We start from the raw sequence: 12,624 nt of genomic DNA on the forward strand, positions 1-12,624 counted from the left end.
TTTATAATTCTCTTCTTTTTATAAACCACCAGCTGCAATAAAATAAAATGATTGTAACAATAGAGGAAAGCACAATTTGCATTATAATAGAAGGATTAAAAAGCAAATATGATAATCCAATCCCTACTCCTTCTCGTAATGTGCCTATAGCCATACTGACAGGTATAACGATAGATAATGCTATATACAGTCCGATCCCTAAAATATGCTTATAACAAGAAACCAATAAATTGATGAAAGAAAGCACAAGGAGATATGAAAAAAACTGATATAAAAACATACCTGCTACACCACTTCTATCCCAGTTAAAAAGAGCCATAATATTAAAGTATTCCCTCACACTAGGATTTAAATAATTGTTCTCAAACAAAAACCAAAGAATATTAAACAAAGAAAAAATAATACTATAAAAGACATATGTCCATATGATGCCATTCATGTAATCTCTTCGTGATGCTCCAAGGCTTAGTAAACGTCTAAAAAAATATAACGGAAGTATGAGGGGAATAACTAAAAGAAATATGGTGATTACGTTGGCAAAAGAGATTCCAATCGTATCATTGATACCGCTCATATTAAAAACAGTATCTAAAACCCCCTGCAATGCTACAGCTAGAATAAACACAAAAAATGAGAATTTTAATAGATTTGAATTAGCTCTAACAATACTTAAAGATCTATTCATTATCTTCCCCTCCTAAAGAATAATACGAGAAAAATTTTTGCAACGGCATATTATCAACAGAAAGTTCCATTGTGGCTGCCTTTTCCTTTTCTTCATTGCTCAGAGTATCATAGATAGCAGCGATTGTAATGCTTCCATGGGTTTCTCTATGAATCATATTCTTGTCCTGTAAAAAAGATTCTACCTCAATATTTTTTCCGGATATAAAATATGATTTGTTCTTAATATTTTCCATGTCATCTGCTAGTTTGATTGAACCAGATTCCATAATAAATATTTTTTCTACAATTTTAGAAACTTCATCAATTAAATGTGTCGACATGAAAATCGTTCGAGGGTGTTCTGCATAATCCTCAACAAGAACATTATAAAACTTCTCTCTCATTAAAGGATCTAAGCCTAATACAGGTTCATCAAAAGCAGTAATGGGTGCTCTGCTCGCAAGTCCGATAGTGATCCCAACTAGTGATTCCATACCTCGGGAAAGTTTTTTAAACTTTTTATTTGGATCCAGTTCAAAAAGATTTAATAGCTTCTTGGCAAAATCCCAGTCCCAATTTTCATAATAAGGTGCAGCATAATCTAACAAATCAATGACCTTTGCCCCACCAAAGAACAAGTTTTTTTCTTTGACGTAACAAAGAGGTTTAGGCGTTTCACCTTTTTTTAATTGATTTCCGTAAAAATGAATATCCCCTTCATCTTGAAAAATACTACCGCTAATTAAATTTAAAAAAGTTGTTTTCCCTGCTCCATTCCTTCCCAGGAGCCCATATATTTTATTTTCCTCTAGTTTTATGTTTATATTTTTTAATGCTTCTGTACTTCCGTAATTTTTGAGTAGGTTTTTGGTTTCCAATACGACCTGCATACTCTATTCACTCCTTTTTTCATTTTTAATCAACTTGATTACATCATCCGTTGTTAAATTTATTTTTTTAGCTTCATTTAACATCTTCTGTACATATTGACTATAAAAAGAATCTCTTCTTTTTTTCAAAATTTTCTCCACGGCACCCTCAGCAACAAACATACCCAATCCTCTCCTTTTGAACAAAATACCTTCTTCTACAAGCAAATTAATTCCTTTTACTGCTGTCGCAGGATTAATTTGAAAAGTTTTTGCAAAAGCTGTGGTTGACATGACTTGGTCATCTATTTCATATGTTTGGTTTAAAATATCATCTTCGATCATTTCAGCTATTTGTAAAAATATCGGCTGCCCATCATCAAAGCTAGCCTTCAATATAATCACCCCAAATCTAACTAGCGCAAAACAACACTCAATTGGTTAGTTACTTGTGTAATTAACCATATATGTTTTAGAAATATTTGTCAAGTATATTTTTCTTAAAAAGAAAAAAACTTCCAATAATACATTGAAAGTTTAGGTTTAAGAAAATATTTGGTATCCATCAAAAAGTTTTTCAAATGAATCACCATAGTTTTTAGATTCTTAAAGAAATAAAATCGGGTTTAATCCCGACTTCAAAGTTACCTTTCTATTCAGGTTCATTATGAAATTCCCCATTAAGTTCAAATGGAGAATAGTATCCATTATACTTTACTGCTGTTATCATCCCGTTAGCAGCATGTAAAAGATCATGACAATGGAATAACCAATCACCAGGGTTATCGGCAATAAATAGAATCTCATATTGTTCATGTGGTTTTACATTAATTAGATCTTTAACCAGAGGAATCTCAAGTGGAGTTCCGTTTTTCGAAATCACTTGAAAATAATGGCCATGTAAATGCATCGGATGATCTAACATACTATTATTTGTAATATTTACTTTGACAAGATCACCTTTGTTTACCTGAATAGGTTCTGTATCAGGAAAGGTTTCCCCATTAATAGTGTAGGACATACCTCTTTGCATCATCCCCATATCAACAGAAAGATCCATCGTATATTCAATATCTTGTTTTTGATTGATATCAATGATAGGCTTCATATTACCTTGTTGTGTTATATCAATCAGTTTCAAATTTTTTGCATCTCTATATGAATAACTACTCTTCTCATCAATTCCAACGATATTAACTGGAATTTTTATATCCTCTGCTTCCTCTACAGCATTTGGGCTATCAATAAACCAATCTTTCGTTTGAGTTTCCTTAAATTCAAGATCAATTCTTTCTCCAGGGGCAACCGTTAAGACATCTGTAGTTAATTGGGCATTTACTACCTCTTTACTATCAATAGCTACTATACGATATGGATGATCATTTAAATATAAAACATGTTTTTGATAACCTGCATTAATAATTCGCAGTCTTACAATCTCACCATCATTAACATCAATTGGTTGAATATTAGGAGCACTTTTTCCATTCACCGTAAATGTTTGATACAACATTTGTGAATCCATTTCTCCAGGGGTGCCCCTCTCACCCATCATATTCATCATTCCCCTATTATTCTCACCTATATCCCATTCATCTAACATCAATACATAATCGTGATCATAACTTTTCTCTTTAGGTTCAACGATTAACGCACCATAAAGTCCACGATCAACTTGCTCAAAGCCATTTTGATGAGAATGATACCAATAAGTACCTGACTCTAAAGCTTTAAATTGATACGTAAATGTTTCTTCTGGTTGTACAGCATTTTGAGTGATACCAGCCACTCCATCCATTCCATTTGGTAAAACCATACCATGCCAATGGATTGTTACAGGTTCGTCTAACTCATTTTTTAAGATAACTTCAACCCAATCACCTTCTTCTACACGTATCTCTTCCCCTGGAATTGTGCCATTATAGGTCCAAGCTTCAAACGATTTTCCTTTTATATTCCATGTTGCTTTTTTTGCAACTAAATCAAAATGTTTGCTATTCACATTCATTGGTTTCTCTAGAGGAATGTCAGTTATACTAATTTGTCCCACTCCAGAGCTTTGGTTGTGTTCTTCAGATTGGCAACCTACTATGATAACAAAGATAGTTATCGAAAATATAATCATTAAAATTCTAAAATTCAGCTTCGTTATCATCTTCTTACTCATTGTAATTTTTCTTTCATTTGACCATACTCTTCTTTTATTCTCTCACCTTTTGCGAACCGCTCTTTTATTTTTTTCAATTTAAGTCATCTCCTTTCTATTGATATTCTAGCAAGGAATTGTGCAGAAAGTTTTGAGGAAAACATCCAGTTTTGTAATCTGCATCATATCTTCACATTTTAGCGCTATAATAATCACAAGTATTTGGAAAGGAAATTAGAAATGAATCCACAACAATTGATGAATGAATTAAATGATATATGAACAAGGACACATACCAACTGCTATAAATATCCCTTTTCCTGAAATAGCAGAACGATATGTTTAGTGAACTCGTTTAAGCTTTGCTTAAACATCGAGAAATCAGATGGAGACTCTACTCCACCTGATTTGAAGATTCCACCTATAGAGGTGGGCGTCTGTACGCAAAATATTTTTGGATTAACAACAGTTATATGGATGTTTCTAACTTAAGGGGCGGAATGGCAAAATGGTCAGGCCCCATTTCTTAAGAGGGGAAAAAGTGCCTATCAGAGAGTTATTCTAATATTTCACTTTTTGGATAATCCGAAGAATGTTCTTCGTTAGGCACTTTTGAAGGATAAATACATACTTAACTTTATTCAAACTTATGATTCTACAATAAATTTACCAATCATACCTGCTTCTTTATGTCCAGGTACTGTACAAAAAAATTCAAATTCACCAGTTTCTTTTGGGATGAACTTTATACTTACCGTTTGCCCAGCATTCGCGTTCATATGAATACTTTTCATCCCATCGTTTTTCTTTTCACCATGGCCTTCATCAGCATAAACTTTTTGAATACTGAAAAAAGTATCTAAAAATGACTGTTCATCAGAATGCTCTGCCATTTCACTCATATAAGTAATCTCTACATCCAATTCACTCTCAGTTAAATCATGAAAAATCTGACCTTCGTTCGTTAAAACTAATTCATATTCTTTTCCTACTTGTAAAGTTATCTTATCCGGGTCATATCCCATTTCAAAAGCAGACACTTCAATGGTTAGATCTTCGGATTTTTCCATTTCAACTTGGTCTTGTTCTTCTGATTCTGGTCCTGATCCCTCATCGCCACTAGTTTCATTATCATTACTATTCGTTTCCTCTTGCTCTTCATGTTGATTACCAGAATCGTTCTCTAAAGATTGTTCATCATTTGATGAACATCCAGCCAAAATAATAATAAATAGACCAAATATTACTAAATATTTTTTCATAAAAAACTCCCCTTATTGTTACATAGTATTTCTAGCAATTTGACTTCGAATATAGGCATACCCCGTAAAGGTATATCTCATTAAACTATATAGTATTTTCTTGAACAAATCCATCAAAAGTTTCCCCCAGATTTTGTATTTCCCCTAACATAACCTTGAACCTTTTATAAAATAATTTCCGCAATTGCATGATTTCTTCATATTTTATTGCTAAGGTATTTTTAAAAAAAGGAGGATGTGAAATGACCTCAAAACAAAGCCGACGTCAATTTCTTAAAAACACTGCCAAGGGAACTTTGGGTTTGATGGCCATGTCTACTGTTCCACTTACTATATCCGCCTGTAGTGATGCAGACAATATAAATACGAGTGCAATGGCTAACTTAGGACCTTTGGAAGAATTGAAAACGGGACCTTTCCCTAAAAAAGTAGATTATGTGGTAATGATTGAAGATGGATGGGTTACCCAGGAACGAAGCGGATTTGTTTTCATTCAAATAAAAGAAGAAAATAATGAAATGATGATTATGTCTCCAATCTGTACACATCTCGGATGTACAGCTTCATTTGCAAAAGAAGATCAAATAAAAAATGGAATAACTTTTTTCTGCCCATGTCACGGAGGAAAATATGATGAATATGGCGTTAATATTGGAGGGCCTCCTCCTAGGCCACTCGATCTCTTTCAACCATTTTTAAAAGATGGGAATGTTTATATTCCTGTATTAAGTCCAACCGAACGAAATGTATGATAGGAAAATTTATTTATGATAAAAAATACACTTACAATAGAATTATAATAGTTAGGTGTAATCATCCTTCCTAACATTGCACCCATCATACCTCCCATGAAACCTGATAAAATTCCATCTATATATGTTAATTATGTATAATTTGGGGTTTTATACCTTGACATATACTATGCAGGGGTATAGTATAATAAATATTAAAACTTTTTGATTTTTTGTTTAAAACAATGCCTGAGTTGTGACATATTATAGAATTTTTTATGAGTCAATGAGAGGTGGTGAAATTACTTTGAAACCAGTTATTGAGTTTTGTAAAACAAATTTAGAGAATGGTGCACAAAAAGCTTTAGAAAACTTAAATAAAGATCCTAATTTAGATATTGAAGCGTACGACTGCCTAGAAAATTGCCCAGCTTGTGCCCAATCATTATACGCATTGGTAAACAAAGAAATAATCAAAGGGAATGATCCCGATGATCTAGTTGAAAATATATATAAACACTTAAACTAACAACATAACTCTAGATTTTAGCAATATTCTTTTACCTTATAAAGTAAGTCATAATCAACCTTATTCTTTAAAAATAAAGGAGTAGGGTTATTTTTTTTATTATATCAACCTTCAAATAATAATTGGGTATTAATTCATGTCATAATTTTTCCTTCAATCTATCATACTCTTCTACTGTTATTTCTCCTCTAGCTAGTCTTTCTTTTAAAATCTCAATATGGTGTTTCGAGCCGCGATTTCCATTAATATAGCTTTTCAATAAAAAGAAACCTAAAAAAAATAATGAACCCCAAAAAAGGAACATAGCTATCATCATGATTCCTCCTCCTTGAAAACCTGCACATTCATCAAACCAATGCATTTAAGGCCATCTCCTTTCTATATTTTATTTTAACATTTAATTGTGCAGAATCTTTGGAGAGCGTTCATTCCCATTTGTACCCTATCCCCCATACCGTTTTTAAATGATCATCAATGGGAAAATTAACATTTCTACATTTTTCCCTAATATTTCTTAAGTGAGAATCTACTGTACGCCCTTCTATTTCTGAATTGAACCCCCATATTGTTTCGATTAACTTTTCACGACTGAAAACCGTTTTCTGATGTTTTAAAAGCAAACCTATCATTTCAAACTCTTTTGGTGTTAAAGAAATCACTTTATTTTTATAATTTAATTCATGTTTTTCTTCATCCCATATCAAACCTTTAAATTCAGTCTTCTGCATGTGATGTGTTCTTCTTAAAACAGCTTCAATACGTGCCAGCAAAACAGCTTCGTCAAAAGGTTTTGTAATGTAATCGTCCGCTCCAATTTTTAATCCTTTGACCATATCTGTACTTTGATCACGAGCAGACAACATAATAATCGGTACTTCTGAAAACTCACGTATCATTTTAGCTGTCTCCCAGCCGTCTAGTTCAGGCATCATAATATCAAGCAGCACCAAATCAAAAGACTCTCCTTCGAGTAAGTGAATCGCATCTTCCCCATTACCTGCTGTTTGACATTGAAATCCATTTGGCACTAAATATAATTTTAATAACTGTTGCATTCTCTTTTCATCATCCACAATTAATGCTTTCACCATTTTCACACCTCTTCTATTTTTAAGTAGATGGTAAAGGTTGTCCCTTTCTCTATTTCACTTTCAACTCCCACCTCTCCACCATGTCTTTCAATGATTTCTTTTGCAATGGTTAAACCTAATCCACTGCCTCCAGTAATACGTGAACGTGATTGATCTACTCGATATAAACGATCCCATATTCTTGATAAATCCTTTTCTGAAATACCCTCTCCTTCATCAGAGATCTGTATCTTGATTCTTTGGTATTCTTCTAGTACTCTAATTTTCACAGCAGTATTAGAAGAAGAGTATTTTAAAGCATTGTCTAAAAAGTTATGGATGACTTGTCCAAACCGTATCCGATCAATATACATATAAATATTCTTATCACAAAAAAGTTCCAATGAAATGGACTTTTCCACAAAGGCTGGTTTAAACAAAGAAACAATCTCTTGAAGAAATTCACAACAATTTACTCGTTCTTTTCGAATTATGAATTCATTTTGATCCATTTTTGCGAGGTCAAACAAATCTTCTACTAAACTTGTTACATTCTCTGCTTCTTCTTGGATAATGATAATAAATTCATCTCTTTCTTTCAGCGTAAGATTTGAGCGTTTTAGTACATCAGCATATCCTTTTAAATAAGTGAGCGGTGTCCGCAGTTCATGTGAAATACTAGATAAAAATTCTGTTCTTTCTTTTTTTAGTTTTTCTAAATCATCTGACAGTTTTTGTATAGACCGAGAGAGATCGCCCAATTCATCTTCACGATAAGTATCTAACATTACATCACTTTTTCCATTACTAAGTTTTTCAGTTGCTTTTTTCATTTGAATTAAAGGAACTGTTATAAACTTAGATAAAAACAAAGTTATGATTATAGATATAGCAATGGCAAGCATCCCCACTATGATAAATTGCGTCGTCAGACTTCGAATCATCCCCCTAATAGGCTGTGTTTCTAAAAACATATACACATATCCTTTTATGCTCTCACCAATCTGTATAGGGTTTATAGTTGCTAAAAAGGGTTCACTCCTCCATCGAGATTCAATCATCACACCATGTTGGGGAAAATCAATAAAATCAATTGTTTTACTATTTTGAATGATGAGACTGATTTCATCATTCACATCATTTGAGGCTTCTAATATTTCAAAATTTTCGTCTGCAATGACTACCATAGTTTCAGCTTCAGATTCCATAAGTGCTACATGTTTCATCGTGATTGAATCAAAATTTTTTTCCAAAACATTATGATGGCTTAATCCTCGAGCTAATAAGTTATCCGTTTCACTTTCAACTCTCTCACTAATGATAAAAAAATAAAGGAAAAAGAAAAGCATGGACTCAATGAAGAATATAAAAATAAAAAACAACATCCCAAGTTTAAAAGATAATTTTTTTATTCTGATCAGCCCCTATTTTCTCCATTTCTATAATTACTAATATTATTATAATATTTTGAAATGGATAAATGAAACTGCTCCTCAATCTAATTAATATATTAAACATAACTGATATAATATGAATTCTATGATTCAAAAAATAAACCCAATAAATCAAGGACATCTGATCTATAGGGTTTATTTTTAAGTTTCGTATTCTATTTACTTACATGTATAAATCCTTCTAAACCCTACACCTTAAAAGCCTTCATTGCTTTACGCAATTCTTTAATTGAAGGTCGTTTGCCATACATCAAAACACCTGTGCGATAAATTTTAGCAGATAACCAGCCTCCACCTAATATTGTTGCAAGTAATATACCCAAGGATAACCAAATCTCCCATAATGCAGGTTCTCCGAGACCAATGCGTAGTGTCATCACAAACGGAGTGAAAAAGGGAATAAAAGAAGACCAAACAACAAGTGCTGAATCAGGTATATTGATGCTGAATATAGCAATATAAAAACCAGCTAATGAAATAAATGTCATTGGCATGATCGCTTGACCTAAATCCTCCGTTCGGCTTACGATAGAGCCTATAGCTGCAAATAATGTAGAATATAAAAAGAAACCCATGAAGTACAACAATATCGAATAAACGAAAATCGGTAAGATCAAAGTCAAATCTACACTACTCATATCTAAATTAATCTGTTCAAACACTTCTGCATTATGAGGTAACAGTATATTCACTACTAACACGGTAACAAATATTAAAATTTGACTCATACTTACAATAAACATTCCAATAATTTTGCCAAACATTTGTGTTAAGGAAGGAACGGAGGTGACTAAAATTTCCATCACTCGAGAACTTTTTTCTGTCGTAATTTCAGTTGCTATTAATTGACCTGAAACGATAATACCCATAAAAAGAAGAATGATTACAGCATACGATATAAATAGAGAAATTTTCTCTTCAGATTCATTTTTCCCCTCTGTTTGTGTTCCTCCTTGGGTATCAGTTATATCTGTTAATTCCACACTTTCAAAGGAAACAGGAGCAAGCAGTATATTTTGCTCATCACTAGACAAACCCAATTCTTTAGCTACGATATCCGTCTTTAATAATTTAAAAACATTCTGGAATTCATTTTGAAGATTAAATCCTAAAGATGTCAGTGAAGTATAAACTACGACTGGAAAACCATCCACTTCCTCGTCTTTTAGTTGAAGATACCCTTCTATTTCACCTGCTTCCAACTTATCCATTGCCATTTGTTCGTTTTCTTCAACTGTCTCTTTTTTTGCAAGAAGTACAATCTCAACATCTGCATCTTCTTGTGTTTGAAAATACTTTTGAACACTATTAGCTATTCCTGAATCATCTTCTATAAAACCAATCTTTGCAGGTTCATCAGAAGAAAACACGGTGATTATGTAAGGAACATTCAAAGCTATACACATGATTAGAGCTATAATGAGTGTAGTAATGATAAATGCTTTTGTTTTAAGTTTATTTCGAATTGTGAACCCTGCTACTGTAAACAATTTATTCATTTCCCTCACCTCCAACCACTTTTATGAAAATTTCATTTAATGTTGGTTCTAAAATTTCAAAGCGGGAAACCGTGCTCTGATCCATAGCTAATTTTAAAATATTCTGTGCTTCTTTCACTTCAGAAATGTTGATTTCGTAACCATAGGACTGTTTCTGAATGGACTTTACACCTGCTATAGACTGAAGACCTGAAATCTCATTTTCAACACCTAAAATTACTCTTTCTCTTGGAAAAGTAGATTTAATTTTTTTAATGTTTCCTTTTAGTACCGTTTTAGAACGATCTAATATTGAAATATTACTGCATAATTCCTCTACATGTTCCATTCGATGTGTGGAAAAAAGGATACAGGTACCATTATCTCTTAAGTCCTTAACCGCTCCTTTCAGAAGCTCAACATTCACAGGATCAAGTCCACTAAATGCCTCATCTAATACTAAAATTTCAGGATCATGAATAACAGAAGCAATGAATTGAATTTTTTGCTGATTTCCTTTTGAAAGCTCCTCCACTTTTTTATTGTAATACTCCGTCACTTCAAAACGCTCAAGCCAATCCTTCAAGTTTTTATCTGCTTGTTTTTTTGAGTAACCTCTTAACTGAGCCAAGTATAGCAACTGATCATTAACTTTTACTTTAGGGTATAATCCTCTTTCTTCCGGTAGATAACCAAGTTTACTAGTTAGCTCTTCTGTAAAAGCTTTTCCGTTATATAATATCTGACCTTCATCTGGATATATCAATCCAAGCACCATACGCATCGTTGTTGTTTTACCAGCGCCATTCGCACCTAATAAACCATAAATTTCTCCTCTTGATACCGACAAATCTAAATGATCTACCGCAGTTTTATCTACAAATTGTTTCGTAACCTGATCCAACTTTAAAGTTGTCATAACAAAACTCCTTTCTAATAGTGACAACCTAATTCCATATTATCATATGAGAAAAATATAAAAAAACGACCAAGAGATATTCTCCTAATCGTTTTTACGTAAAATCCAAATTATGGTTTCACTAGTTTTTCAAATTTCTTAGATCAAATACGTTGACCATGTTTATTTAACAAACGGTCCATTTTTTCTTTTTCAGGATCATTCCTTTTCTCTTTATCATACCATTGACGGAATGTATAAAGTAAAAATCCACCATACGAAAACTCCTGAATCAGCTTCATTATGACACCACCAAGCTGCTGATCTTCAACAGGTTTCGTAAAAGCAAAAGCTTGAGGTCCTGAGAATAAATTTAATATTTCTGTTGAACTAGCAGGGAAACAATACCCTAGTGCTTGAGCCCAAATCATAGGATCATTAAACGAACCATACAACGGTGTGCGTGAAAATATAATAAGTGCACAAGCTGGGGTAAGCAAAGCTCCATTTAAAAAGATATATCCCATCTTTTTAACACCCCATATTTTATCCATTTCAGGAACTGGACATACAATTGGCCACCACATCATCATAGCAGCAACAAACAGAAGAATGTAATAAGCAGTATGCACATTATAATGGATCATCACAAAATCATGAACCATCGGAATATGATAAATTGAAAAGGCCACATTGAAAAACAGTACAGTAAAAATCGGATGAAGTATAAAGGTACCTTTTTTAATCCACTTCAGATTGAAAAATGCTCTGAGAAACCATACTGGTAATCCTAAAATAAGAAACGGTGGTGCAACCATGTATACAACGGACATTCCAATCATATGTCCTGTAAATGTTAAGTGCGCTAATAAATCCAATGGTCCTCCATGTGAAAGATACACAAGAAATAAACCAAATAAAAATGAAACTTTTTGGATTAACTTTACTGGTTCTGAATCTTTAAAACGATCTCTACCAGGACCCACTAACCATAAATACAAAGTTGCTATAAACAAGATGAACATAAGAAACAGTGGACTCCAAACCGCGTTAAAACCAAATTGCTCGACTAAACCAAACATAAAGCATCCCTTTCTTTTACTTTTCATAATCCATATTTTACATTAAATAGTGAATATATGCTTTCCACTTTTAAAAAAAGGAGCAAATCTTAAATTTGCTCCTAATTGTCTTCCTTTTACCACCAAACCCAATATATAGCCATAATAAACGCCGTTATTGCCACAAATGCCCCAGTAACTAGGAACATAATTTGAAAGAAATGGCCACGGTCTTTCATGTGCATCCAAAATGCTAATTGAATTACAGCTTGAAAAACGGCTAATATTACGATAAATATTTTAACGAATGTTGGATCTAATGCAGAATTAGCTACTGCCATAAAAGCAAGTAATGTTAAAAAGATCGATATTCCAAATGCAATAATATGATTTTTAGGTCCCTCATGAATAGTACCACGTTTAACACGGTCCTGTACTTGTTCTTGATTTGCTTCCATAT

The 12,624-nt window shown here is 32.9% G+C and carries 14 protein-coding genes; 2 read left to right on the top strand and 12 right to left on the bottom strand.

Annotated features, from left to right (window positions below):
- Nucleotide 1: 1 nt before the first annotated feature.
- The 5 genes from VQL36_RS18795 to VQL36_RS18815 form a co-directional block, all read right to left on the bottom strand.
- Nucleotides 2-685 (bottom strand): hypothetical protein, encoded by a 684-nt coding sequence (locus VQL36_RS18795; RefSeq protein ID WP_349250770.1) that lies wholly within the window; start codon nucleotides 683-685, stop codon nucleotides 2-4.
- Complete coding sequence (locus VQL36_RS18800; RefSeq protein ID WP_349250771.1) at nucleotides 678-1,556, bottom strand: ABC transporter ATP-binding protein; 879 nt, start codon at nucleotides 1,554-1,556, stop codon at nucleotides 678-680. Before VQL36_RS18800 ends, VQL36_RS18795 begins: the two co-directional genes overlap by 8 nt.
- 3 nt (nucleotides 1,557-1,559) lie before the next feature.
- Nucleotides 1,560-1,940 (bottom strand): GntR family transcriptional regulator, encoded by a 381-nt coding sequence (locus VQL36_RS18805; protein ID WP_349250772.1) that lies wholly within the window; start codon nucleotides 1,938-1,940, stop codon nucleotides 1,560-1,562.
- Between the two features lie 247 nt (nucleotides 1,941-2,187).
- Nucleotides 2,188-3,702: a multicopper oxidase family protein gene (locus tag VQL36_RS18810; protein WP_349250773.1), complete on the bottom strand. Its 1,515-nt coding sequence runs from the start codon at nucleotides 3,700-3,702 to the stop codon at nucleotides 2,188-2,190.
- Between the two features lie 626 nt (nucleotides 3,703-4,328).
- Nucleotides 4,329-4,943 (bottom strand): plastocyanin/azurin family copper-binding protein, encoded by a 615-nt coding sequence (locus tag VQL36_RS18815; protein WP_349250774.1) that lies wholly within the window; start codon nucleotides 4,941-4,943, stop codon nucleotides 4,329-4,331.
- Between the two features lie 242 nt (nucleotides 4,944-5,185).
- On the opposite strand from VQL36_RS18815, the gene VQL36_RS18820 reads away from it, so the two are divergent.
- Nucleotides 5,186-5,695: a ubiquinol-cytochrome c reductase iron-sulfur subunit gene (locus VQL36_RS18820; protein WP_349250775.1), complete on the top strand. Its 510-nt coding sequence runs from the start codon at nucleotides 5,186-5,188 to the stop codon at nucleotides 5,693-5,695.
- A gap of 286 nt (nucleotides 5,696-5,981) precedes the next feature.
- Nucleotides 5,982-6,203 carry a DUF1450 domain-containing protein gene (locus VQL36_RS18825; protein ID WP_413789538.1) on the top strand — a complete coding sequence of 74 codons (222 nt, stop codon included), beginning with the start codon at nucleotides 5,982-5,984 and terminating at the stop codon, nucleotides 6,201-6,203.
- Between the two features lie 139 nt (nucleotides 6,204-6,342).
- Here VQL36_RS18825 and VQL36_RS18830 read toward each other — a convergent pair whose 3' ends face one another.
- The 7 genes from VQL36_RS18830 to VQL36_RS18860 all read right to left on the bottom strand — a co-directional run bounded on the left by VQL36_RS18830 (nucleotide 6,343) and on the right by VQL36_RS18860 (nucleotide 12,622).
- The gene (locus VQL36_RS18830; protein WP_349250776.1) at nucleotides 6,343-6,564 is read right to left on the bottom strand and encodes an SHOCT domain-containing protein; all 222 of its coding nucleotides are present in this window, start codon (nucleotides 6,562-6,564) and stop codon (nucleotides 6,343-6,345) included.
- 64 nt (nucleotides 6,565-6,628) lie between these two features.
- The gene (locus tag VQL36_RS18835; protein ID WP_349250777.1) at nucleotides 6,629-7,294 is read right to left on the bottom strand and encodes a response regulator transcription factor; all 666 of its coding nucleotides are present in this window, start codon (nucleotides 7,292-7,294) and stop codon (nucleotides 6,629-6,631) included.
- 2 nt (nucleotides 7,295-7,296) lie between these two features.
- Nucleotides 7,297-8,622, bottom strand: a complete 1,326-nt coding sequence (locus VQL36_RS18840; protein WP_349250778.1) for a sensor histidine kinase — start codon at nucleotides 8,620-8,622, stop codon at nucleotides 7,297-7,299.
- A gap of 293 nt (nucleotides 8,623-8,915) precedes the next feature.
- Nucleotides 8,916-10,226 carry an ABC transporter permease gene (locus VQL36_RS18845; RefSeq protein WP_349250779.1) on the bottom strand — a complete coding sequence of 437 codons (1,311 nt, stop codon included), beginning with the start codon at nucleotides 10,224-10,226 and terminating at the stop codon, nucleotides 8,916-8,918.
- Nucleotides 10,219-11,124, bottom strand: coding sequence for an ABC transporter ATP-binding protein (locus tag VQL36_RS18850; RefSeq protein WP_349250780.1), 906 nt, complete (start codon nucleotides 11,122-11,124; stop codon nucleotides 10,219-10,221). Before VQL36_RS18850 ends, VQL36_RS18845 begins: the two co-directional genes overlap by 8 nt.
- Nucleotides 11,125-11,267: 143 nt before the next feature.
- Nucleotides 11,268-12,212, bottom strand: coding sequence for a cytochrome c oxidase assembly factor CtaG (gene ctaG / locus VQL36_RS18855; protein WP_349250781.1), 945 nt, complete (start codon nucleotides 12,210-12,212; stop codon nucleotides 11,268-11,270).
- Between the two features lie 89 nt (nucleotides 12,213-12,301).
- Nucleotides 12,302-12,622 (bottom strand): cytochrome C oxidase subunit IV family protein, encoded by a 321-nt coding sequence (locus VQL36_RS18860; RefSeq protein ID WP_349250782.1) that lies wholly within the window; start codon nucleotides 12,620-12,622, stop codon nucleotides 12,302-12,304.
- Nucleotides 12,623-12,624 lie beyond the last annotated feature (2 nt).

This window comes from Chengkuizengella sp. SCS-71B, assembly GCF_040100845.1.
Classification (GTDB): Bacteria; Bacillota; Bacilli; order Paenibacillales; family KCTC-33759; genus Chengkuizengella.